The 24,031-nt window shown below is 41.4% G+C and carries 27 protein-coding genes and 1 pseudogene; 5 read left to right on the forward strand and 23 right to left on the reverse strand.

Annotation, left to right across the window (positions count from 1 at the left end; all coding sequences use genetic code 11):
• Positions 1 to 60: 60 nt before the first annotated feature.
• A complete protein-coding gene (locus ACYP5M_RS10565; RefSeq protein ID WP_101222983.1) occupies positions 61 to 795 on the forward strand; it encodes an SDR family NAD(P)-dependent oxidoreductase in 735 nt (244 codons plus the stop codon).
• Positions 796 to 881: 86 nt separating this feature from the next.
• Here the strand turns inward: ACYP5M_RS10565 and ACYP5M_RS10570 are convergent, their stop codons facing one another.
• The 11 genes from ACYP5M_RS10570 to ACYP5M_RS10620 all read right to left on the reverse strand — a co-directional run bounded on the left by ACYP5M_RS10570 (position 882) and on the right by ACYP5M_RS10620 (position 10,384).
• Positions 882 to 1,367: a DedA family protein gene (locus ACYP5M_RS10570; RefSeq protein ID WP_402898525.1), complete on the reverse strand. Its 486-nt coding sequence runs from the start codon at positions 1,365 to 1,367 to the stop codon at positions 882 to 884.
• A 233-nt stretch (positions 1,368 to 1,600) separates the two neighbouring features.
• Complete coding sequence (lepB, locus tag ACYP5M_RS10575; RefSeq protein ID WP_232782922.1) at positions 1,601 to 2,149, reverse strand: signal peptidase I; 549 nt, start codon at positions 2,147 to 2,149, stop codon at positions 1,601 to 1,603.
• 94 nt (positions 2,150 to 2,243) lie between these two features.
• Positions 2,244 to 2,618, reverse strand: coding sequence for a DnaJ family domain-containing protein (locus ACYP5M_RS10580; protein ID WP_459735027.1), 375 nt, complete (start codon positions 2,616 to 2,618; stop codon positions 2,244 to 2,246).
• Positions 2,619 to 3,056: 438 nt separating this feature from the next.
• Positions 3,057 to 4,937, reverse strand: coding sequence for an immunoglobulin-like domain-containing protein (locus tag ACYP5M_RS10585; protein WP_459735028.1), 1,881 nt, complete (start codon positions 4,935 to 4,937; stop codon positions 3,057 to 3,059).
• 180 nt (positions 4,938 to 5,117) lie between these two features.
• Positions 5,118 to 5,531, reverse strand: a complete 414-nt coding sequence (locus ACYP5M_RS10590) for a DUF4064 domain-containing protein (protein ID WP_101222988.1) — start codon at positions 5,529 to 5,531, stop codon at positions 5,118 to 5,120.
• 170 nt (positions 5,532 to 5,701) lie between these two features.
• Positions 5,702 to 5,875, reverse strand: a complete 174-nt coding sequence (locus tag ACYP5M_RS10595; protein ID WP_157831021.1) for a hypothetical protein — start codon at positions 5,873 to 5,875, stop codon at positions 5,702 to 5,704.
• A gap of 205 nt (positions 5,876 to 6,080) precedes the next feature.
• Positions 6,081 to 7,529, reverse strand: a complete 1,449-nt coding sequence (gene cobA / locus ACYP5M_RS10600; RefSeq protein WP_452444547.1) for a uroporphyrinogen-III C-methyltransferase — start codon at positions 7,527 to 7,529, stop codon at positions 6,081 to 6,083.
• Between the two features lie 13 nt (positions 7,530 to 7,542).
• Positions 7,543 to 8,358: a uroporphyrinogen-III synthase gene (locus ACYP5M_RS10605; protein ID WP_101222990.1), complete on the reverse strand. Its 816-nt coding sequence runs from the start codon at positions 8,356 to 8,358 to the stop codon at positions 7,543 to 7,545.
• 372 nt (positions 8,359 to 8,730) lie between these two features.
• On the reverse strand, positions 8,731 to 9,012 hold the full coding sequence (locus tag ACYP5M_RS10610) for a hypothetical protein (RefSeq protein WP_452444546.1): 282 nt from the start codon (positions 9,010 to 9,012) through the stop codon (positions 8,731 to 8,733).
• 131 nt (positions 9,013 to 9,143) lie between these two features.
• Positions 9,144 to 9,854, reverse strand: a complete 711-nt coding sequence (locus ACYP5M_RS10615) for a DsbA family oxidoreductase (RefSeq protein ID WP_101222992.1) — start codon at positions 9,852 to 9,854, stop codon at positions 9,144 to 9,146.
• A 74-nt stretch (positions 9,855 to 9,928) separates the two neighbouring features.
• Positions 9,929 to 10,384, reverse strand: a complete 456-nt coding sequence (locus tag ACYP5M_RS10620; protein WP_101222993.1) for an RrF2 family transcriptional regulator — start codon at positions 10,382 to 10,384, stop codon at positions 9,929 to 9,931.
• Positions 10,385 to 10,521: 137 nt separating this feature from the next.
• Between ACYP5M_RS10620 and ACYP5M_RS10625 the strand changes: the two genes are divergently transcribed.
• Positions 10,522 to 10,692, forward strand: a complete 171-nt coding sequence (locus tag ACYP5M_RS10625; RefSeq protein ID WP_452444545.1) for a hypothetical protein — start codon at positions 10,522 to 10,524, stop codon at positions 10,690 to 10,692.
• 162 nt (positions 10,693 to 10,854) lie between these two features.
• Here ACYP5M_RS10625 and ACYP5M_RS10630 read toward each other — a convergent pair whose 3' ends face one another.
• On the reverse strand, positions 10,855 to 11,295 hold the full coding sequence (locus ACYP5M_RS10630) for a ferritin-like domain-containing protein (protein WP_230176719.1): 441 nt from the start codon (positions 11,293 to 11,295) through the stop codon (positions 10,855 to 10,857).
• Between the two features lie 121 nt (positions 11,296 to 11,416).
• Here ACYP5M_RS10630 and ACYP5M_RS10635 point away from each other — a divergent pair.
• Positions 11,417 to 11,515 (forward strand): annotated as a pseudogene (locus ACYP5M_RS10635) (hypothetical protein); the annotation flags it as partial.
• A gap of 62 nt (positions 11,516 to 11,577) precedes the next feature.
• Here ACYP5M_RS10635 and ACYP5M_RS10640 read toward each other — a convergent pair.
• The 5 genes from ACYP5M_RS10640 to ACYP5M_RS10660 form a co-directional block, all read right to left on the reverse strand.
• Positions 11,578 to 12,342 carry a TIGR03943 family putative permease subunit gene (locus tag ACYP5M_RS10640; protein WP_434167569.1) on the reverse strand — a complete coding sequence of 255 codons (765 nt, stop codon included), beginning with the start codon at positions 12,340 to 12,342 and terminating at the stop codon, positions 11,578 to 11,580.
• Positions 12,342 to 13,352 (reverse strand): permease, encoded by a 1,011-nt coding sequence (locus tag ACYP5M_RS10645; RefSeq protein ID WP_434167570.1) that lies wholly within the window; start codon positions 13,350 to 13,352, stop codon positions 12,342 to 12,344. Before ACYP5M_RS10645 ends, ACYP5M_RS10640 begins: the two co-directional genes overlap by 1 nt.
• Positions 13,353 to 13,468: 116 nt before the next feature.
• On the reverse strand, positions 13,469 to 14,137 hold the full coding sequence (locus tag ACYP5M_RS10650; protein WP_459735029.1) for a YdeI/OmpD-associated family protein: 669 nt from the start codon (positions 14,135 to 14,137) through the stop codon (positions 13,469 to 13,471).
• A gap of 147 nt (positions 14,138 to 14,284) precedes the next feature.
• Positions 14,285 to 15,547: an MFS transporter gene (locus ACYP5M_RS10655; protein WP_452444542.1), complete on the reverse strand. Its 1,263-nt coding sequence runs from the start codon at positions 15,545 to 15,547 to the stop codon at positions 14,285 to 14,287.
• 161 nt (positions 15,548 to 15,708) lie between these two features.
• Positions 15,709 to 16,464 carry an SDR family NAD(P)-dependent oxidoreductase gene (locus tag ACYP5M_RS10660; protein WP_101222999.1) on the reverse strand — a complete coding sequence of 252 codons (756 nt, stop codon included), beginning with the start codon at positions 16,462 to 16,464 and terminating at the stop codon, positions 15,709 to 15,711.
• A gap of 370 nt (positions 16,465 to 16,834) precedes the next feature.
• Between ACYP5M_RS10660 and ACYP5M_RS10665 the strand changes: the two genes are divergently transcribed.
• Together ACYP5M_RS10665 and ACYP5M_RS10670 are read left to right on the forward strand one after the other, a co-directional pair.
• The gene (locus tag ACYP5M_RS10665; protein ID WP_459735030.1) at positions 16,835 to 17,431 is read left to right on the forward strand and encodes a TetR/AcrR family transcriptional regulator; all 597 of its coding nucleotides are present in this window, start codon (positions 16,835 to 16,837) and stop codon (positions 17,429 to 17,431) included.
• 357 nt (positions 17,432 to 17,788) lie between these two features.
• Positions 17,789 to 18,292, forward strand: coding sequence for a DinB family protein (locus tag ACYP5M_RS10670; protein ID WP_137018093.1), 504 nt, complete (start codon positions 17,789 to 17,791; stop codon positions 18,290 to 18,292).
• Between the two features lie 177 nt (positions 18,293 to 18,469).
• Here the strand turns inward: ACYP5M_RS10670 and ACYP5M_RS10675 are convergent, their stop codons facing one another.
• The 6 genes from ACYP5M_RS10675 to phnM all read right to left on the reverse strand — a co-directional run bounded on the left by ACYP5M_RS10675 (position 18,470) and on the right by phnM (position 24,010).
• Complete coding sequence (locus tag ACYP5M_RS10675; protein ID WP_434169710.1) at positions 18,470 to 19,282, reverse strand: PhnE/PtxC family ABC transporter permease; 813 nt, start codon at positions 19,280 to 19,282, stop codon at positions 18,470 to 18,472.
• 59 nt (positions 19,283 to 19,341) lie between these two features.
• Positions 19,342 to 20,127: a PhnE/PtxC family ABC transporter permease gene (locus ACYP5M_RS10680; protein WP_305162082.1), complete on the reverse strand. Its 786-nt coding sequence runs from the start codon at positions 20,125 to 20,127 to the stop codon at positions 19,342 to 19,344.
• Positions 20,117 to 20,905: a phosphonate ABC transporter ATP-binding protein gene (phnC, locus tag ACYP5M_RS10685; protein ID WP_101223003.1), complete on the reverse strand. Its 789-nt coding sequence runs from the start codon at positions 20,903 to 20,905 to the stop codon at positions 20,117 to 20,119. Before phnC ends, ACYP5M_RS10680 begins: the two co-directional genes overlap by 11 nt.
• Positions 20,906 to 20,932: 27 nt before the next feature.
• Complete coding sequence (phnD, locus tag ACYP5M_RS10690) at positions 20,933 to 21,967, reverse strand: phosphate/phosphite/phosphonate ABC transporter substrate-binding protein (protein WP_459735031.1); 1,035 nt, start codon at positions 21,965 to 21,967, stop codon at positions 20,933 to 20,935.
• A 128-nt stretch (positions 21,968 to 22,095) separates the two neighbouring features.
• Positions 22,096 to 22,809 carry a phosphonate C-P lyase system protein PhnL gene (locus tag ACYP5M_RS10695; protein WP_434167574.1) on the reverse strand — a complete coding sequence of 238 codons (714 nt, stop codon included), beginning with the start codon at positions 22,807 to 22,809 and terminating at the stop codon, positions 22,096 to 22,098.
• Positions 22,810 to 22,831: 22 nt separating this feature from the next.
• Positions 22,832 to 24,010, reverse strand: a complete 1,179-nt coding sequence (gene phnM, locus ACYP5M_RS10700) for a phosphonate metabolism protein PhnM (RefSeq protein WP_434167575.1) — start codon at positions 24,008 to 24,010, stop codon at positions 22,832 to 22,834.
• Between the last annotated feature and the right edge of the window lie 21 nt (positions 24,011 to 24,031).

A 24,031-nucleotide genomic window follows, 5' to 3' on the forward strand; every position in this document is an offset into this window, starting at 1 on the left:
CTTTTGAACTATGCTTGAACATATATTCATCGTTATAACAACCAATTAGGAGTGATCATGATGGGAAGATTGACTAATAAAGTAGCCATTATCACTGGCGGAGCATCTGGTATGGGCAGGGAAATGGTTGACCTATTCACAAAAGAAGGAGCACAAGTCATTGCTGCTGATATCAATGAAAAAGCTGTAGCTGTTGTGAATGAATTGGATAACGTCCATGGAGCTGTACTTGATGTATCTTCAGACGAAAGCTGGAAAAAAGTGACGGATGAAGTTATCGCTAAATTTGGCAAGATCGACATTTTGGTTAACAATGCCGGTATCTCAACGGAAAAAGGCATTAACGATACGTCATTGGCCGATTGGCAGCTAATGTTAAGCATCAATGGATTTGGACCATTCCTTGGAATGAAACATGTTGTTCCTTACATGGCTAAAGAAGGTAAAGGCGCAGTCGTGAACATTTCTTCCTTTACTGCTCAAATCGGAATGGGCTTAAACTCTTATTCTGCTTCAAAAGGTGCCGTTCGTGCTATTTCCAAGGCTGCCGCAACGCAATATGGCCGCATGGGTGTCCGTGTCAACGCTGTATTCCCTGGTATCATCGAAACACCGATGACTCAAAAATTAGAAGAGTCAAAAGAGTTAGTGAACCAAATGATCAAGGCAACACCATTACAACGCTTGGGTCAGCCGGCGGATATTGCAAATGCCGTGCTTTATCTTGCTTCCGATGACGCTTCATACGTAACTGGTGCCGAGCTTGTCATCGACGGTGGATACTCAGCTCAATAATTATAGGCAGAAATGGAAAAACCCGTTTCTGGAATCCAGAAACGGGTTTTTCTGATTCAATAAAGAAATTTTGAAGTTGAAATGATTTAAGTTAACACACCAATGAAATAGCCAAAAGTCGTAAATACCAAACACCAGCTGAAAGCACCTGCTCCGGCAAAGATAAAGTACTTTCGTTTCCCCATTCCATTCATACCGGAAATGTAACTGGCGAAGTGACGGACTCCTGGGATGAAATAGGCTATGATAATGGTCCAAGGACCGTATTTATTGAACCATTTCTCCAATTTTTCCAACCTCGCGGGGGTCATTTTGATCCACTTACCATACTTCCTCAAAAAAGGCTTCCCTACCTTTTTCCCGATGAAATAACTGAAAAGCATCCCGGATATCGATCCAAGGAAACTGACAAGGAATGCTCCCTGGACATTCAAAACGGAAATGGATGACAAATAGCCGACAAAAGTCATCATGAACTCATCAGGAACCGGCAAGCCGATAATCCCAATGGCCAACAGCCCATATATCGCGAAATAACCATAGTTTGATATTAAATCCTTTACTATATCCATCTATAGTACTCCATCTCAGCACCCTTTTTTAAAGTAATCCAATTTCTTATGCGGGCCTGGGTAACGTGATTACTTCTTTTTAATAGGATAACCTAATTTAACCCAAATGAGTTGATTTTCATAAAAAAAGATAAAAAAAGTAGAATTGACACGTTTTTTGTTGAAAAACCTGTATGACAATGGAATGTAAAACGCAACAATAAAGCGGACTCTAAACCTGAGTCCGCTTCTTCTTATTTCACAATCTTTATTTCATTGATCGGCCAATACACTAGATTCGCCTTGCCTACAATTTCATCGACGGAAATCGTGCCGATTTCACGGCTATCCAAACTATTTTGGCGATTGTCCCCCATAAGGAACAGCTGACCTTCCGGCACAGTCATGCTGCCTGTAATATCTTCGAGCTTGAAGGATTCAGTCAGCGGCACCCCTGCCATCTGATTCTTATATTTGTCCAAGTATGGTTCTTCATAAGCTTTCCCATTAATATAAAGCGTATCATCTTTATATTCAATATGGTCTCCTGGCAGACCGATAACCCTTTTTATATAATCTTTATCTACCGTTGCATGAAAAACGACAATATCAAACCGGTCGATATTATCGATACTCGTTCCAAACTTGGTAAGAACAATTCTCTCGTGGTCTTGCAGAGTCGGCATCATTGACTCACCGTCCACGACAATCGGTGCAAAAATATACGTTCGAATTAAAAAAGCTAGAATGACTGCAATCAATATCGCTTTTATCCATGAAAAAACTTCTTTTCTATTTTCCAATCGAAGTCCCTCTCTCTGTTTTTTATTCATGCCATTATATCATAATCCTTTAATGATCACGTCATACAAATACCCACATTTTATACATTGTCAATTACTTCCATTTTTCACATTGGATATCGATGCTTTCCAACTCTATTTCCCTGCGCTGCATTTTGGCTGGACAAATCGCATTATATGTACGTACTTTCTCATTTATTTCATCAATTCGTTTCATTATTTCAGATTCAGGTCCATTCATTTTTTTCAATCGAACCAATCCGGATAACTCTTCCCGAATTTCTTTTTGCCATTTTATCCAAAGCGGAAGGTAGCCGGCATCCTTGGCCTTTGCCAAGAAATTGTCATATATATTTCCCGATAACGCCGACTCCGGAAGCGGTTTTCCAAAGCCAGGATTATTCTTCAACCCGCCGTCACGTTCATATTCCTTAAAAATCTGATCCATCCAGTTTACATGTTTGCCCATAAACAATCCCCCTTCAGATCACTTTATGTTACATCTATTTACAATTATAACATTTTTATCAATATCCACTCCACCCTGAAAGACACTTTCTACTATTATATATGCATACCTTTCAGCCAAATACATTTAGACATCAAAAAAGGATTCCCTATGACGGGAATCCTACAGACTGTAAACAAACCCGTTGAAAATCAAGTTTATCTACAGTTTTTATGAGGGTTTGTAAAATCTCGGATGTCGATTGAAACGTAGGGCACTCGCTTTCCGCGGGCGGTCCGTTAGCCTCCTCGGCGCTTTTGCGCCTGTGGGTCTACCCTCGACTCGCTTTTCCAGCAGGAGTCTCGCACACCCGCTCCAATCAACTTTTTTTGAAATTTAGATAAACCCTTGCCTACAAATTCAAGGATTCCCCCTATTGCGGGAATCCTTTTTTGCCATCTATTTAACTGTGATTTTCCTTTTTACTTCTGCCTTGTTCTTCGATTTATCCGTAACTGTGTAAGTCAATGTATAGTTACCTTTTTTCTTCGTATTCACAGTCCCTGTTATTTTGATCTTACTTGTTAAACTTCCATCAAGATTATCTTTCGCAGATACACCTGATTTAGGATTGAATGTCGAGTTATAGGCAATGGTTTTGCTTTTGGCACCGGAAATGACCGGCTTGGTGCTGTCTACCGTAATCTTTCTTGTGACTGTCGCAGTATTTTTCGATGAATCAGTGATTGTATACTTTAATGTATACGTTCCCTTTTTCTTCGTATTCACCGTACCTGTCACTTTGATTTTACTAGTCAAGTTGCCATCAAGGTTATCTTTCGCAGAAACACCTGATTTAGGGTTGAATGTCGAATAATAGGCAACTGTTTTACTATTGGCTCCCGAGATGACCGGCTTGGTGCCATCAATCGTGATCTTCCTTGTAACTGTCGCTGCATTTTTCGATGAATCGGTGACCGTATACTTCAATGTATAGGTCCCCTTTTTCTTCGTATTGACTGTACCCGTCACTTTGATTTTACTAGTCAAGTTGCCATCGGCATTATCCTTGGCACTCACGTTCGTTTTTGGACTGAATGAAGAATTAAGTTTGATGGTTTTATTCCCGGCACCTGAAATCACTGGCTTGACTTGATCATAAACAGTTATTTTCCTTGTGACCTTGGCAACATTCCCAGCCTTGTCGGCTACCGTATAAGTCAAATTATAGGTGCCCACTTTCTTGGTATCCACCTTACCTTCGACACGTATGACACTCGTTAAGTCACCATCTTTATCATCCTTCGCCTTTATGCCGGTTTTAGGATTGAAGGTTGAGTTGAATGGTATCGATTTACCGGCAGCTCCTGAAATCACAGGCATATCCGTATCCTTGACAATCGATGGCCCATTGGAGATGTAAGCCGATGAAACATACCCCTTAATACTGTTGTCTTCCGTTTGTACGGGGTAAAAGACAAATTTATTTCCCGTAGATTCGTGATAATCAAAATTCCCTGTGATGATCATGCTTGTATTTGGTGGCACACGTACTGCACCTGCCGTAGTGCTTATTTCTTTCCTGATATTCGCACTGGATGTCGTCACAACTTTGTCTCCTGCCTTGAACCAATAAACGGAGTCATGCGTTTGATCTGTCAGTGTGTATTCAAGATTTTTAAAGATGATATTTTCGGTGCTTTCCCGGTCATATTGAAAGTCCGTTGTTTTGAATGGATATTTGGCCAGTTTTGTGCCATCCAAATAACTTTGTTTTTCTATCTCAGCAAAAACTTCCTCTTGGTAGGCACTCGCATTTCTTTGTCCGTTTTCCTGGTAAAGAGGACTGTTCACCGGTTTTGTCCCATTGTATGCCATGACAGGGAAATACCAATTTTCGATGACCCTGCGTCCTGCACCTTTGATCTTCGGCAAATCACTTCTTGAATACATGCCACTCAGGACCTCGACGCCTGCCTCGATATTGTAGACTATATCATTTTCCAGCTTTTTCTGATCATATCCAGTTTTATTGGTAAGCTGCATTAGACCGATACCGCCATCGTCGGATTTAATCGGTTTACCGTCCTCATTAAATTGCCTCCAATCCCCGTTTTCCTGTGTAGCCACCGCTTTTACCACTTCAGGGGGGATTTCAGCCTCTATTGCTGCATTCGTCAGTAAGCAGTTAATCTGCTTATGGGAAGGATTTTCATTGGGTTGAATCTCACCGAATGATGAACACGCATTGGTTATACCAGACTCCGCAAAAGCCTGTCCATTGAACAATCCGAGTGTTAAACAGGTCAGTGCCCCAACCTTCAATAATGGTATTTTCATTGATCGAACTCCAGTCTATTTATATTTAAATCTATAATAATAGTAACATGATAGACTGGTTATTTCAGGTATAAAAAGGTATATACTCCTATAATATCCTTACAGCAAATAAAGGAGCTTACCCGCATTTTCGGGCCAGCTCCTTTATTTTCAAATCACAGAACTATGTATGGTGTCGTATTATACGATTACTTCCACCGTTTCCCTCGGCTTCCTTACAAGGCACATGATTCCCGGTACGATGAAGAAGATAAGCGGCCAAACATGAAAGATCGTCAGAATGCCCGTAATGATCAATAAGATTCCGGCTCCCTTCGCTTTGCCGCCTTTTAATAGAAAGATAGCGATCAAACCGCCTGCCAAGGCAATGAACAGCGATATGATTCCAGCCCATAATAAGCCCATAAAAAATTTGACTGACATATCTATCTCAGATGAAGAAAACTCCTGAGAATCTGTCATTAATGAGTAGTCCACCATTTCTTTCAAATCGATACTGTTGAGATAAACGGCCGTTATGATCGTCACGATTAAAAAAATTGCAGCGATGCTCACGCCTATGATACTTAATACGTATTCCCATGTCCGTTTCATTTGCTTCGCCTCCCTGGAAAAGTCACTTATATATAATACCCAATCCGGGAAGGAATAAAAGACTTTTATTCTTTACTTCTTAAAATCTTACGAGCGTTCATTTGGCAAGGCTAATCCAATCTACCCCTGCCATAACTCGCAAACAGGAAACCGACCCGGAGATACGGCCGTCACTCATCCTTCTTTTTCAATCGTTCATTTAATTCATCTCTTTTATTTTCAAGGTTATTCATTTTTGTCATATGTTTTATAAAGAAACGGATCGACTTCACAACCATTACGAATAGCAGAACTAGCAGGGCAAGGTAGAATAATTGCCATAAAATATCAACAATATTAAACATTAAGTCACCCCCTGTCTATGAATGGTAAACATCAATTCTGGCCAATAAAAGCAGTAAGTGATGCCTTTTTAAACTTTCCGCATTTTGTTATGTCCCGTAATTAAATGATAACACGATAGACCATAACACTGAATGCAAACAACAGTTCTGCAGGAATGATTAACGAAGCCCCTCCAAAGGAAATAGACTCTGTTATTATCAGAGCCTAAAAAACATACCTATTCACGATTAACTCCACCAATTGTTCGACAGACGGTTCATTGGGCATCATATCCAATGTAAATCCATAGTCTTTAAGTCTATTTCCGGTACTTTCCCCGATTACCCCAATGGAGGCTTGATTTAGCAGCCCTTCAACATCCACGTCTGCCTTGTTCCCATATTGCATCAGCATATCAACAGAATGCCGATTCGAAAAAAGCACCGTTCCGACAGCTTTCCCGTCCAGCATTCTCGGAAGTATTTCAAGGAATCTTTCATCGACGAATTTATCGATTGATTGAAAATAGTCTCCGTCCCCATGGTCCGGATCTCTTTGATCTCTGTTTCGATCTCCGACAACCAACAGTGTTCCGGCTTCCGCCATCTCGGATTTGAGTTCTGCCATCAGTCCCCGTTGCTGTAAAGCCTTTTTTGATTTCCTTGATAACACATAAAGTTTCGAAGAAATCCGTCGGAAATCAATAGCATGTTCAGTGAGTGAATCCAAGAATCCATGGACACTTTCGGGGGAAGTGAAGAGTATTCGATCATACGAAAGAAAAGAGAGCAGCTGACTTTCTTCCATTTTCACTTTTGCCACATTCCATTTAGGAAACTCGATGACTTCGCCGCCAAGTTCATGCAGGGCTTCTGCCAAGGAACTCTTTGCCGTTCCGGTCCGGGCCACTAAAAACCGCTGTCCATATAGTGGCTTCTTTTCGAACCATTGCAGTTTGCCCCTTAGTGAAATGATATCCCCGACCAAGGTGATCGCAGGATTGCCAAGCGACCTTTCACTTACCCTTTCGACGATATCAGCCAAGGTCCCCTCGACACTTTCCTGACTTCCATATGTGCCCCATTGGATGACGAGTGCCGGCGTGTTCCCCGGCTTTCCATGATTGATCAAATTTTCACGGATATAAGGAAGATTGGCCACACCCATATAAAAGGCGACCGTATCTATACTTTTCACAAGCCCGTTCCAATCTATATCCTTCTTCGTTCGGTCATGGCCCGTCACCATCGCAAAGGAGCGTCCGAAATCCCGATGTGTGACGGGTACTCCTGCGTATATCGATGCAGCAATGCTGGACGTAACCCCCGGAATGACTTCGAATGGGATTCCCTCATCCTTCAACGATTCCGCTTCCTCCCCGACTCTTCCAAAAACGGCAGGGTCACCGCCTTTCAAACGGACGACCCGCTGCCCTGCCTGTGCTTTGGAAACAAGCAGCTCATTGATTTCCCCTTGACTGATGCCAGTAGTATAAGGTGTCTTGCCACAATATATCAATTCACACTTGAGGGTGGCAGCCTCCAACAGTTTGGGATTTAGCAATCTGTCATACAAAATGACGTCCGCTTTTTCAATCGCTTTTTGACCCTTTACGGTAATCAGGCCCATATCACCCGGACCTGCACCCACAAAATAGACCTTGCCATTGGCCATGCTGAACTCACCCCTATCTGCTTGCTATTCCCTGATAATATTTCACCAGCTCCACCATTGCACTGCCCATCCGTTGATCTTCAGGATAAATGACCCGCTCGATCCCTTCATCGATTACCACCTGCGCCGTTACCTTTCCGACCGCAAGAGCAATTACATCTGATGCAAACAGGTCGGCTATCTTATCCTCCACACCTTGTTCACGGACAAATCTCATTAAATTTCGCGGCTGCGGTGCACTCGTGAACACAACCGAATCGATTTTGCCTTCAAGGAGTTCTTGGATCAGCTGCTGCATCGTTTCCTTTTCGGGCGGTATATGTTCATATGGCAGGATTTCTTTATGCTCCACTTTTTGTTCATCCAACCAGTTCATCAAAAGTGGCGCCGGATCGCCGTGAAGCTGCAAAGCGACCTTTACACCTCCTGGCAGATGGCCTTCCAGATTGCGAACAAGCCCTGCCGTACTGCCATCATCATCACGGATTAATGGCTGCAGGCCAAGCTTTTTCAGCATATTCACCGTTTTATAGCCCCTAGCTGCAATTTTCATAGACTGCAAGGCTTCTACGAAACGATCTCCCGCTTCCATCTTCACGGCCGTTTTATATAATAATTCCGTCCCCACTCCCGTCGTGAGGATAATCCAATCGAACTCCCCTTCCATCAACCGGGTGACATCCTCTTCCAAATGGGAATCATCAAGGAATACCGTCCCCTGTGCCGGGCGAACGAGCGGGACTCCCCCAAGATTTTGAACGATTTTACTAAGTTCTTCCGTCTTCCTTGCTCCCAATAAAGCAACGGTCCTGCCATTAAGCTTACTCATCCATGCCCCTCCTATATGTACATTCAATTAAATCCATCTCACCCATTATACAAATTTTCAGTCTTTGAAACTATAAAAAACCAATTCCATATCAAAATCAACGCTTTTTCTTTCTTTTATCCTATATGAAATCAATCGAAAGATGAATTAGCAGCACCTTGCTTTTTTTAAGTCCCACCCTCGTAAGTTTCGGGCTTTTACTCGTGAGTTTGGAGCAAATACTCGTGAGTTTTCCAAGAAAGTAAAACTAATCTGGAGTTCACTCCAGGTTGTATACTGTGTTCATCATTTAAAAATAATTATGTAAGGGGATATAGTTTGCCTGAACACCGGCAATAAAAAAGCTGCCATCAGGACAGCGATTTACTTTTGTTAATTCTTGTTTAGTGCCCTTTGGGCAATATGTTTCTGTTCTTTTTTCACAAAAACATCATATTGAGTGGTTTCATAGCGATTTTGAAAGCTTTCAGAGCCTAAATTCATAGGCGTTTTCGTTTTGAATTGTATCCCTTCCCTTTCCAATTTCGCAACCGCCTTAAAATAATTTTCATTCCCGAATGCTGAATAAATACATGTCCAATATTTATAGGAAATTAGTTTGGCAGTTACTGCACATGCAATCACGAAGACTAGTATTCCAATCATTATATACACCATTTAGCTCCCTTTCATTTCGGACTTTTTTGAAAAGCCATCCTGTACACTATATTCTTTGCCATATATAACATTTCCTTTTTAAGTAAAAAAGGAGACCCCAGTTTCGGGTCTCCTTCTTCATATCTTCATTATTTTTCCGGCACGTTACATGAATCGTCCGTACAAGCGTCGCCTGTTGCTGGATCATTCACGATCGTAAGTGGATTTTCCTCAGCCCATACTTTTTTTAGCGTATCCAGGAACGCTTCTGTTGGCTGGGCACCAGAAATTCCATACTTGCGGTTAATGACGAAGAATGGCACTCCTGTAATACCAAGCAGGCTTCCTTCTTGCTCATTTCCCCTAACCTCAGCCGTGAATGCCGTTCCTGCCAGCATGGCCTCCGTCTCGGACTTTTCAAGGCCAACCTCTTCAGCCAAACTAGCCAATGTAGCGTGATCGCCAATATGTTTGCCTTCCGTAAAGTAAGCTTTAAATAGGCGTTCATTCATTTCTTTCTCTTTACCTTTTGATTCAGCAAAATGCATCAAGCGGTGGGCATCGAACGAATTCGTTAAGACCACTTTGTCCAAATGATAATCGAGTCCCAATTCTTTGGCCTGTTGAGTCAGGTTTTGGCTGTTTGCTTCCACCTGTGCTTGAGACATGCCGTATTTCTTGGCCAGCATTTCATTTTGAGTCATATTGATATCCCGTTCAGCTTCTGGGTTCAACTCAAAACTCCGAAATGAAACCTCTACCTGTTCTTTATTTTCAAACTGCTTTAACGCCTCTTCGAATCGACGCTTTCCTATATAACAGAACGGACATTGATAATCCGACCAAATTTCCACCTTCATGTAAATACCTCCTTATTTCAAATGCAATCGCATTAAGCACATTATATATTCCTAGGTATCCTCTTGCAAGGATATTACCCTAGACACTCATTTTCAAAATTGGTAAAGTCGACTTTTTTCATGAATTCTTCCAATGTATAGCCCTTTAGCAGGCGCAATGTTTCCTTTTCGGCTTCGTTCATGATCTCCTCCAAAGCCGTATCCAGCTGTTTCCCGACTTCACCGCATTCGCTCGTTTCCATACAAACAAGACATTCCGGCCGTACCGCTTGATACACATCGGCCAAAGTCAGCTGAGAGGCAGGCACCTTCAAGCTGTATCCGCCTTCCCGCCCTTCCTTTGTTTCGACGATCCCCTCAGCTGCAAGCTGAGCCATCACCCTTCTTAAAAAAGTGGCATGTGACTTCACCTTTAAAGCGATTGCCGAACTTGTCAGGAGCTTTTCGCTTTGTGCGAGCCAAACCAGAGAGTGAATGGCAATAGCGAACCGCGGCGGCCCAATTTGATTGTTTCGATTACCTGAAGACAAGATTATCCCCCCTTATACTCTTATCCATTGTAAGGCCATTATACTATGTTACGTTCTCTCGAACAAATAGGCCCCTTTGAATTAATAGGCACAAACATATAGTCTGAATAGTAGTTCTTTATTACAGGATAACTTCCATGAAGGAAAAATACCCCTATTTACTCGTCATCCTTGGGGCAATGCTTTGGGGAACGACCGGAACGGCCCAGTCATTCGCCCCCGATGGAGCCCATCCCATTGCAATAGGTGGTGCGCTGCTTGCGCTGGGGGCCGGAGCTTCATATACGGTATACAAACTGGTTAGTTAGGATTTTTTCGTAGCCCAGGTGAATCGTCAAAGAGATGATTCCGCATAAGAGCAATCCGACCCCGATCCATTACATGGGGACATTGATGAACCAGGAGCTGTCCTAAAGTGAAAAAAAGTCAGGATAATCTCCTGGCTTTTTTTCACTTTACTTACTATTGAATCAGCCTTTGAGTTTTACTAAGTAAAACAAAAACCAGACGGCATGGTTTTGTTCATCCGCGGCAGCACGCCGGAACGCCTTTCTAATGGTTCTATCAGCCGCACCATCTGCGACATCCTGATAAAAATCTACTGTTTCCTGTTCATCTTGAACGGCAAATTCCAATCCAGCTGCATAGGAGTCCGGGCATGGTTCCGTCACTTTAGGCTGTGGCTGCATCCCGGTCAAGCTGTTGTATATCCGGGTGAATGCTTGAAAATGTTTTATTTCATCTTCCCTTATTTCAATGATTTGTTTCCTCTGCTTTTCATCCGGCGCTAATGCTGCCAATTTCTCATAACACTGGATGGCACTGTACTCGCCATTTATCGCCTTTTCAAGCTGAATCAACATATCCTGCTGTCTGTTCCAATCACCTTCATACATATCATGCCCATACATGGCATAACCCCTCTCTGTTCTTTATCCCATATAGTATGAATAACAGAGAACCAGGTGCCCACCAAATAAATGTTTGCCTTCAAAAAATGAATTTGAAGATAACTCTCGCCGCCCACGTTTTCTGCCATTTGGCTGTGTAAATAAAAGAGGAATGGGATCTTATGATGGAATATATGGCTTTAAGGCCTTTTTACATGAAAAGGGTGTCTTCGTACAGGCAAAACACCCCTTTCGACACCAGTTGAAAATCCGGCAAACATCCTTTTGCCGGGTTTTCAACTTCTACTGAATGATTTGTACATTTTCATATAAATAAGCTTCTTCGGGTGCCTTTATTTTATTCGACTCTTTTAAATCGATCACCGGTACGGGTTCCCCTTTATAACTTCCTTTTTTTAATGTTCCTGTAATCGTATACCAATCATTCGTCTTCATTCCTTCCACATTCCCGTTTACCATATATCCGTATAACGTCGCATCGACCACACAGCAGGACATGGAGAGGCGGGAGATGGCCATTTGTTTTTTCGTAAATGTATCCTCACGGTATATGAACCCCGAAATCTCTATTTCCTTACCCTCTATCGTATCGAGGTTGTTCAGTAAATCATCCAGCACTTCAAAATAATTATCATCGGTTACGGAGATTTTCTCCCCATTCGCATGTTTCCCTGAATCATAAGAACTTACCATCTGTGCCTGCTGCTTCGCCATCCCTCTTTTCGCCAGCACTTCCCCGCTTAATGTAAAATCGGTCAAGGTGAAGCCAAGAAGAATCGGAATGAAGAACAAACTATATTTCAGGACCAGTGCGGACGAGGAAGACTCCCCATTCGATCCGCACTCACAATGTTGTTCACCCTGTTTTTGTTTTTTCATTCGGAGAAGGCTGATCACTAAAAAAGCAAAAAGCGCTGCCAATGCATATGGAACCATTTTGGGTGCAATCAATTTCGTTAAATATCCTGAAACATACAATTTAAAGATCATGAGGCCAAGTCCAAGCAGCAGCAATCCTTCAAGTCTTTGGATAAAAAAACGTTTCATCAGAAGCCCCCCTTACTGATCAATCCGCCTGCAATCAGGCACAGGCTGAAGACGACTGCGAAAACAAGCAAGACATACGTGAAGACGAAGCTCCGTTTAAAACAGGACATCATGATCAAAACATTTTTCAAATCCAGCATGGGGCCAAATACAAGGAAACCCAGTATCGAGCCTGGCAGAAAACTATGGGAAAAGGAGGCCGCAACGAATGCATCTGCTGATGAACAGAGTGAAAGCACAAATGCAATTCCCATCATCAACGCCGTGCCTTTTATTGGCGCTTGACCAATATCGGCCATTACAGATCGATCCATGAACACTTGAAATACACTGGCAAACAAGGCCCCGATGATAAAGTATCTTCCGACCATAAAAAATTCCTGTGAAGTATGATCAATAAAGCTTGTCCATTTACTGGACTGACTATCATGTTCATGCCCATGTACCAGTTCCAGCTTGTCCTCTTTCACCACATCTTTAGTGCTGAATAAATGAATAAATAAACCTGCGATTATGGCCGTCAGGACACAAAGAATGATTCTTCCATATAGAATGGAAGGATTATTTTGGAACGCATAATAAGTTGAGCCGAACACGATGACATTCAATATTGGGGCTGTTACGAGCAAGACCACACCTGCATGGACCGGGACACCTTTTTGAATCAATCTCCGGACAACCGGGATGATTGCACATTCGCAAACCGGAATGATAAGCGCCGCCGCTATCGATGCAAAAATGGCGGTCAGGGGTCTTTTTGGTATCATCCGCTGAATGATTTCTTCACTGATGAACAGCTGGATGAACGATGAAGCAATGGCCCCGAGGAACAGGAAAGGAATCGATTCTAAAAACAATCCCAAAAACACGACGAATACAGAGTGAAGCATCGGGTAGCCCGAGAAATCAATCGCTTTGGGAATGAATACATCTCCTAGAAAAAAGAATGCCAGCAGCAAAAACAGCAGTATCACTAACAGCAAATTCCCCGTGTAGCGTTTCAAAAGCATATTTAACCACCTCGCAAATCATAATTATTACGATTTAAGTTTGGATTCGGTCTAGTATATGCTTTTGATAGGATGATCAGAACAAGAAAAAAGAGAATGGTAGACATTCCCCACCCTCATTTATTTCTTCGATATAGATCCCTGCTCTTGTAACCCTCTCCTAAAATCATTTTCATTTCCTGGCGCCGTTTCACTTGGGTCGCCTCTTGTTTTGCACTATACACGTAACGGGCCCAATCCTTGCGAAACCCTGGGGTAAGTGATTGATAGAACGCAAGCAAATCAGGAGAATCGTGTAAATCTTTCTCAATTTCAGAAATCATTTCGATATAATCATCTACTGATTGGCTTGCTTTGGTAGATGGACGGTTTCTATTTTTCGAATCTTCTTTCAGTCCGACTACCGTAAAGACATCATCCAACCCAACCATACGTGCAAACTTCAGGTCACTCGAGCCAACATAACCTTCATCATCCGCACCAAGGCCTTGCATCAGATCATCACGATGAATATATGTAGCATAACCCTTATTCCCCTTCTTGGGGTACGCCAAATAAATATAGCCGTTTTTACTCAAATGATTCTTCTCGATTACCTTATCCACGATTCCTTTTAAAGAACCCATATCCAATACAAAGGCAAATATAAGATCATAGGCACTTTCATTAAGCTCTGTATCGTAATCCGGCAGCTCTTTTAAATAATCCGCCCCGGCTGGCAGATTCAAGACTGCTACCCGTTCATATTTATGTAAATTCAGTTTTTCGACTATTGTTTTGCCCATCGGCATTCACCATCCCAGTTCATTTTGTCTCTCTTCAGTTTATAAGCACCCCATTGCGTTAGCAACTTTCCTTATTCAAGAGAAAAAGGACGGGAAATAATGCTCCCGCCCTTTTTAAATATATTGGCTCATGCCCTTAGAAAAAAATCAATTCCAGTGCCCAGCTACCTCGAGTTTCCTTTTTCCTTTGAAAGCAAGGATAATCAAAGCTAAATTGATGATTAACATGATAGCGATCGCATAGAGTACGGATGTATAGCTACCTGTGAATTCAAAGATATAACCGTATCCCGGTAAAGCGACAATACCAGCGACAGCTAAACCTACCACAGCAGAAGCATAGATTTCACTGTATTCTTTATTGCCGAACAAAGCAGTTGTCAGCAGCGGTCCCAATGTGCCGATAGATGCAACTACAAATCCATAGATAGCAATGGCCAATGTAAACATTGCTGAATTTTCCGGAACGGCTAAAAGGATTACAATTGGAACCAAACCTATTATCATCGCAAAGAGTGCTGTGTTTTTCGCTCCAATTTTATCCGAAAGAACACCGAAGGCTAAAGCACCTAATAACACACCAACCGACCAGCCTCCCATTGCATTACCCGCAAATGTAACATCATAGCCCAAGCCCATCGCAAATGGTGCAACATGCTGACCAAAGCTTCCTATTGCCGTTATAAAGAAGAAAAATAGGAGCAATGCATAAAATGCAGAGGATTTTCTTGCTACTGCTGCTGTAACCCCTTTATTAGTAACTGCTTTAGGAATTGCCTTTTCATCACTTTCAGATTCGTCTTCCCCAAGCCGCTGCATACCTTTTTGCTGTGGGGCCATCCTGATCGTTAAAAGTACGATTGGTATTACGATTGCCATCACCAATACACCTAAAATGATATACGTATTTCTCCAGCCTTGGCTATCTATTAAATTACCTGCCATTGGTTGAAGGATTGCCCCGAATAACCCGCCTGAAGCCACCATGATTCCCATCGCCAGGCCATTATGCTTTTTAAACCAATTATTGATCAATACTGGCCCAGCCATTTGGCAGACAAAAATTGATCCAATTGACATAGGGATACAGAACAAGTACCAGCCCCATACGGAATTCATTAAACCAAACATAGCAAATGATCCTGCTTGTAAAATAACTCCTATTACCAATATTGTTCTAATATCATATTTCGCCATCATTTTCCCTGCAATCGGCAGAAAAATCATGGTGACGATTGATGAAATGCTGAAGTACAAGGATAAGCTTCCCATCCCGATGCCCAAATCCTCTGACACAGGTGTCAAAAACAATCCGCCTGCAGTCATAATGCCGCCTTTGGCAATACCGACCATAATAGCCAATCCAGCTAATAGCCACCAAGCAAAGTGAATTTTTTTCTTTTCACTCATTGATGTTTCCCCCTAAGCTCTCGTATTGCATCAAAATCCCCGCAGTAAAAGCCAGTAGCGTCATCGATTTGAAATAACACTACTGGTTATTAATGGACATTATCTTAACTCCATATATCCAATTATTGTTTATTCATCAAAAACACCCAGCTAGCATCCGCTTAACGTAGTTTAATGGAACCGCCATCCACCATGATTGTTTGACCAGTAATATAATCAGAATCCTCACTTGCCAAGAATACAGCTGTACGTCCGATGTCACTTTCAAGCTCACCAAGTCTTCTTAGCGGAATTTTCGCAAGCATGTTTTGATAATATTCTGGCTGCTCCTCTGCCCATTGAAGCATGCCTGGTGATTTGGCAATCGGGGCAATGATATTTACATTGATGCCGAATGGACCGAATTCATTTGCTGCAACACGGGTAATTCCACGGATTGCTTCTTTTGCTGCTGCATACGTACCTTGATTGACATCACCATTAATCCCGGCACCTGATGCAAAGTTAATGATTTTACCCTGTGTTTCTTTTAAGTATGGCAATGCAGCTTGCATGAAGTAGAAGGTTGGATAGAATCCGGTATTAAAGGATAAATCCAATTCTTTTTGTGTTGTGTCAGCAATGGAAGCCATTCTTGAAGCGTGTGCATTATTTACCAAGATATCAATTTTCCCGAATTTATCAGCCACTTCTTTAACGATCGAAGCCAATTTGTCATGCTCTGCAAGATTAGCTTGAATGAAAATGGATTCCGGTTGATATTCTTGTAATTCTTTTATGGTTTGGTTCCCAAGCTCTTCATTTAAATCGATGATCGCCACTTTTGCTCCTTCTTTAACGAAAGCCATGGCCATACCTTTACCAATACCGCCAGCTGCCCCAGTGATGATAGCGGTTTTCCCTTGAAGTCTACTCATTTTTCTATCCCCTTTTAATACATGTATTTTTTGAAATGCAATGAACTGCTTCTCTATGCATATATCAAGCTTTTATATCAGTATCGTGAATATGCACATTAGCATGAACCAATAATATAAAACGTTGACTTGTAAGTCAATCAAAAAGTTGACTGATGAGTCAATCAAAAAAGTATTCGCTGAAAAACGAGGATAACCTCCCTTTTCTATCGAATATGTTAGTGAATGTTAAAAAGCCCCATCACTATTTTTTTTGATAAACTTATATGGTAGAGTGTTTATGGACAGAAAAATTTCCTACCGGTCGTTTTTTTAAAATTACCCATGTGCATCAGCGATGAAATATTATTCAGCAAGTGAGGAATCAACGATGGCTCCAAAAAATGATGAACAATTTAAGATAATCCGAGATCAACGCTATGAAGAAATCAGCAGTGCTGCACTGAAGATTTTCGCACGCAAGGGCTTTGCTGCAGCAAAAATCAGTGATATTACTTCATCCGTGAATTTAAGTCATGGACTGTTTTACCATTACTTCAAATCTAAAGAGAATATTTATGTTTCCATTATCATGAACGTAATGGATATGTTTATTGAAACAGTGAATGAAGCGGAAAATAGAAAAGGCACACCTTGGGATCAACTGGTTTGGTTCACTGAACTTACTTTTTCCGGTTCACCAGAGGAAGCCTTGGACCGCCGTGTTCTTGTTATTGAAGCCCAACATTCCGACACGCTCCCTGATGAGATTAAACAAGAATTGAATCAAAAATACGCCACAGCCATGAGAGGGATTGCCCGTATTATCAGTAAAGGACAGCAGGATGGAATTTTTGTGGATGGTGACCCGTTGGAACTGGCCATTTACTTCATTTCACTTAATCAAGGACTTTTATTATGGAATTCAAAAGATATCCATCCCATTAAGGTTTCCGTTAACCAAGTAATGCGTCAATTACAGGCATAAACTTAAGTAATGTGCATAGGCATTAGGGTATCAACACTCCTGAAAAAATGATTCTCATAGAAATGCAGACCTGACTTTTGATCTGTATTTCTACCTCAAATCAAAACATTATAAATACCGATAAACAATGTCTTTTCGTTGTACTATAAGAAATCTTTTAACACTCTTTTTAAAATAGAAAACATGCTTAAAAGCATAGTCTCACACTCCTTCAATCATCATGAATCCACTTTAAATCAGGTGTTTTTTCCGTAGTTTTTATGCATTCTTTATGCAATCAGATATCCCTTTGTTTTTTCTTATATCAAAAAATTCAGTGATGCTTTCATATGGGGGTGTCACAAAAGGGGAGTTCTCATGAATTTTATCGAGTATGATTTGCTATTTGAATCAAGAAAACAGTTAATAGAGGAAATTACGGAGTTGGATGAAAAAATGCTCCACCATAGGCCTGTGCCTGAAGTATGGAACATCGCCCAAATTTGCCATCATTTATATCTTACGGAACAGGTTTTTACAGAAGTTATAGCAAATGGCATTCGGGAAAGGGATTTTAATAATATCATTCAAAAAAACATTTACTTCGTTACTGATAGAACAAGGAAATTCTCATCCCCTGAGGTCATTTCACCCTCTTCAACCCCATTTCAATTATCGAGCCTTATGGATTTGCTGGCAGAATCAAGAGATCGATTATTACAGGTTCTTTATGATATGGATTCAGATATCTTGTTGAACAGAAAGAAAGCCAAGCATCCCCTGTTCGGGGACCTCTCATTGGATCAATGGATAGAATTATTATCCTTACATGAACAAAGGCATATCAAACAGATACAAGAAATAAAGTCCTCCCTTATATAAGCCATTCAATGGCTCCATTAGTAATCAGCCGGGTACAGCATTTAAGTCGATTTCCAATAAATAAAGAGACCACTTCATTTTGTGGTCTTCTTTCATGCTTACTATGAAACGAACGTGACTGTCAGGGGCTGCACCAAATTGTTTGATGGGCATAACCCATATTTAACCATTCCGGTATCAAGATGATACTTTTAGTTTCCTTTTGATTTGTGTTGCGAAGATTTCAAGACAGATTGCAATTATCAGGATAAAATAAGTGATTGCTCCAATTTCACTCAAGTCAAAGTAAAATCCACTTGCCATGAACATATCGAAGCCGATTCCTCCTGCGCCTGCCGCTGCGCCCATTGCGACCGCCACTGCAAAATTGATTTCAAAGCGCATGAAGGTCCAGGAAATGATATAAGTGATCGAAGATGGAATGATGACTTGAAACACGATCTGCCACCAATTCGCACCGCTTGCTTGCAGGGCTTCTATAGCACCTTTATCAATTTCCTCGAAGGATTCCGAGTAGGCCTTTACAAGGTAACTTATGGAGTGAAACGTCATCCCTATAACTGCCGCTACACTGCCCAACCCTGCTGCGACTGCAAAGATGAGGACCCATAACACGGTAGGTACGGCTCTAATCAGGGCAACCGATCCCTTTATGATCACCGATAATGGCTTGGACGAGATATTTCCAGCCGCTAAAAGTCCCAACATCAGGGCAATGATTGCACCAAATATTGTCGTCAAGAAGGCTAAACCTAATGTAATCGACACCTGATAAAGCGCTTGAGTAAAGGTAAAGTGCTTCAGATGCGGCTCAAAAAACATGGTCTTCAAATTGTCGACGGTCAATAATAGCGCGTCCCACAGTTTAACATCCTTATAATCAAAACTGGCAAAAGCGTATATGGTCAAAACTGCTAGTAGCAGCACACACAACCTAATGGCGATTGAAGATTTCGAGAAGGGCTTTTTGGATAGCCGTTCAAGTAGCATTTTATCTAAATCCTGGCCAGTAGGAGAAGGAAATGGTTTGATTGGACCCTCTGCCTGCATTATAAAATCACCCTCCTCACATAATTTGAGATCAATTCAATAGATAATATCGAAATGATGATCGTAATGACGACAAGACTGGCAATGTCATAACTCAAGTTTTTATAATAAAGATTAAACGTAAAACCAATACCCGATCCTGTAAGCAGTCCGACCAATGTTGCATTCCTGATATTCGTTTCAATCATAAAAAGTACCCAGCTGATCATTTGCGGAATGGTTGAAGGTATAACAGACTGCGAAATGACGGTTAGATAACTTGCGCCGGTTGTCTGCAAAGCCTCTACGGAACTGCAGCTCACTTCATCGATCGTTTCAATAAAAGCCCTTGTTAAAAAACCGAAAGATCCGAAAAACAAGGCAAAATAACCGGTCAAGGAACTTTGTCCAAATGAAAATAACAGAACCAACGCCCATATTGAGACATCAATATTCCTAAATAAAACTGCTATCCCACGGCTAAAACCTCCGAAAAAGGCATTCACCCTTGTCGTATTGGAACCCAATATCGCAAATACAAAGGCCAATATTCCCGCTAGTGTGGTTGCAGCAACGGATATTAAAAGTGTTTCTTTCAGCTTTATCAAAATGTCCGGGAGTTTGGTAAGGGAATCCTTTGTTGGATAAAAATTCGATAACGACCATTGTATGGCCTTAGGAACGGAAGTAACCCCTTTTGCGATGCTGAATTCGGTAATGATGATGGAAACAGCCGTCGCAGCCCCAATGAGCAAAAACAATACAAGTGAATTTCTTCTCTTTTTTGCAAAAACATCAGCCGACATGGGAACCTCCCAAATCAAAAATCAACTTTCCTTCATCCGATCCATAAATCTGATGGATATCATTTGAGGTTATATTTTGAGTTGTGCCATTGAAAACAACTTTGCCGCCATTCACACCGATAATTCGATCCGAATATTTCAGGGCCACATCGACTTGATGCAGGTTGACAACAACTGTGATTCCCATGGAAGAGCAGATATTCCTTAAATGATCCATGATCACCTTGGAAGAATTCGGGTCAAGAGAGGCAATCGGTTCATCGCACAATAGCAATTTAGGATTTTGGATAAGCGCCCGCGCTATACCAACCCGTTGTTTTTGGCCTCCGCTCAACTGATCGGACCTTTTATAGATTAGATCTTCCAGACCGAGAATTTGGAGAACTTTAGCAGCCTGAAGTTTCTCCTCTTCACTATAAAGGCCAAGGATTCCAGCCAGTGTAGATTTATAGCCTAAACGTCCATGGAGGGTATTTTCAATCACACTTAATCTATTTACAAGATTGTAATGTTGAAAAACCATCCCTATTTTCCTGCGTACTTTCTTTAACTCCCTTTTATTCACCTTGTATACATGATCATTATCAAAAATGATTTCTCCGCTAGAAGCATCGATCATTCTATTGATGCATCGAAGAAGAGTTGATTTCCCTGCACCGGATGGCCCTATAATCGAAACGAACTCTCCTTCTTTCACAGTGAAGTCAATATTGGATAACGCCTTTGTACCATTTCCAAAATGTTTTGAGACATTTTTCACTTCCAATAATGTTTTCATGTATGATCCTCCCACATTGTATTGCCTTTATTTAGATAATTCCCGAATTGGATTGAACCAGTCATCCTCAACTTCTACCAATCTTTCTTTTCCGCTCACCCTTTTAAATAGCCCTGATAACTTAGAGTCTTCTGGTATAAAAACTTTCTCGTTATTTGCCATTTCATCAGAAATCAACGTTTCAAGGATTTTTTCACGTGTTTCCTCACTGACTAATTCCGTGTTAACAACGAAAGGTGCATTCAAAACTGGTGTCACTGAAATGAGTGAGAATGTTTTATCTACAACTGTGTTAAAGGGTTCAGCTGCACCCTTCTTTACCTTATACACGGCACCTGCTTTATTCTCTTCCCCATCAGCCAGCTCCACATAATTATTGACACATGTGTCACAAAAAGCTGCCACGTCCGCTTTCCCGGTCAAAAGATTTACAGCGGATCCTTGGTGTGAACCGCCATAAAGCACTTCACTGAAGAATTTATCTTTCCCGCCTTCCAATAAATCCTCGGCCTTTAATTCCTTAAACTTATCTTGCTTCGAGAAATAATCAACGATTCCTGTGGAAGGAACTTTGAAGCCAGATGTAGAGCTATTTGATACGAAAGAGAACTTTTTCCCTTGGATACCGTCTATCTTATATTCGTCGTTAGTTTTATAGTCATCTGCATTTTGAACAGCCAGCCAGCTATTATAGACTGCATCATCCAACGTACCTGATTCACCGCTTGGAACAACTAGAGGTTGAACACTATCATTTTTGTTGTTTGCTTCAATATATCCTTGTGCTCCCAGGAATGCCATATCTGCGTTTCCATTAGCAATTGCCTCGATTGCAATGTTATAATCCGTAGTGGTCTTATGTTCGACTTTCTTTCCTGTGGCATCTTCCAAGATCTTCCCGATTTCATCGCGGGCTTCCCCTAAATCTTCCCCTGATTCATTTGGCAGCCATGCTATGGTCAATGTATCATCCTCATTTGCACCTGTTGAACTACTAGAAGAGCAGCCTGTAAATACCAGCAAACTAACTAACATCAATATGGACATCATCGATTTTTTCACGTTAAATCTCCCCTCCATTTTATACAGTCTTTTCTTATTTCAGTCACTTCCCATATAACAATACCGGTACAATACTAACCTGCCGTTAAGGAGGCTGAATATTCAGTAAAATTTGTGTGAATTCATCATTAAACTTTTTGAATAGCATGATTAAAACATCCATCCTGCATGCTATATTCCTTAGTTACTAACCGATTCATGAACTCCAAGTCATGAAAAATGCCCAGCATTGTCGTTCCTTCGTTCATTAGCTGTTCAAGGAGGGTTTTCACCTTCACTTTAGAATCGTGATCCAAACTTGCAGTCGGTTCATCCAACAGAAGGAGCCGCGGCCTTTTCACCATCGCTCTTGCTATATTTAACCTTAGCTTCTCTCCTCCTGAAAAAGTAGCAGGGTAACTGTCCCAAAGCTCTTTTCCTATTTCAAAGTGATTAAAGATTTTTTCTGTTTCGGTATTGGCCATTTCCCTGGTTTGTCCCATTTCAAGGATGGCCCCGGTAACGAGCTGCCTTGCTGTCGTTCTTGGCATGACATTTAAAAATTGGGATACATAACCTATCTCATGCTTACGCATGTAAATCATTTCCCTTTCCGTTGCTTTTGCCAGATTGATCGCACCATAGTGGGAAGAATCATACCAGATGTCTCCCACTTGAACCCGATAAGTACCGTAAACCGATTTTAGGATTGTTGATTTGCCGCTGCCGCTCTTGCCTGTAATGCCAATGAATTCGCCTTTTTTCACTTTGATCGTAATGTTGCTGACCGCATGGATATTCTTGCGTTGATTATGTAAAATAAAAGACTTGGATAAATTATTGATCTCCAATATGTTCTCCACTTTGCCACCCGCTTTCTAGAATTTATATCCTGTAATTCGTTTTTTGAATCAATTTTCCATCTACAATCACGGTTGTTATCACAGGGAAATCACCAGAAATTTTTTCAATAATAAGTATGTCAGCCTTTTTCCCTTCGTGAATCGATCCAATTTCGTCCTCCATCTTGACTGCCTTTGCAGGATTTAACGTAACTAGCTTAAACATATCGACAAGATCCATTCCATGGTTTTCGACTAATTCAAACATTGAATGCAGAAGGGCTGCAGGGTAATAATCACTGCATAATATGTCTATGCTTCCATCCTGAATGGCTTCAGTGGCACTTAAGTTCCCGCTGTGAGAACCTCCCAAAAGCACATTTGGTGCACCGGCTATAGTATACATCCCCATATCATGGGCCTTACGGGCAATCTCAAGTGTGATTGGAAATTCACTTATACTCGTTCCAAAGCTGTGAACCAATTCAAGCTTCTCTATTGAATCATCATCATGTGAGGCAACTGCAATATTGTTTTCCCTTGCCAGCAGTGCGATTTCCTTCATTCTTTCAATCGTCAGCTTTTCCTTCACTTGATGAGTCCGGATCATGACATCAATGGCTTCATCACTATAATCGTTATACCCTCTTAAAGTGTTTCGATAAATCTCTAGATGCCGATACTGCCCTTGTCCTGGAGTGTGGTCCATGAATGAAACCAGATGCACTTTCTTTTCCGTAACATATTCTCTTAGACTATCAATATCTTCCAAATTATCGATTTCATAACGGGCATGAAACCGATGACGTACTAGGTGCTTCATCTTATGTGTTTGATCAATTAAGTCAATAAGCTTCCTAACATTCTCAGGCTCCCGAATTGGCTTATATGCGTATTCAGTGGATTTATAGAGCGACAGTGAGTGGAACATGGTCGTGATCCCGTGCGTAATCAGTTCCTTTTCCGTTTCTCTTAAGCTCAAATTAAAATTCATTAAAGAAGTCGGGCGCGGCGCAGTCATATGTTCAATATAATCGGAATGGAGATCAATAAAACCGGGTGAAACATATCCGCCCATAGCGTCCAGCACTTCCATCCCAGGACTTCTTTCGATTTCTCCCACAGGTGCAATCCGGCAAATTCTATCATCCTTAATTAAGAGATCATGGTCCACCAGGATCGAGTCTTCCGTTATTATCTTTCCATTTTTAATCAGCAACAATGTCTCTTCCCCCATTTTCTT

It is taken from the genome of Peribacillus sp. N1 (assembly GCF_054600815.1).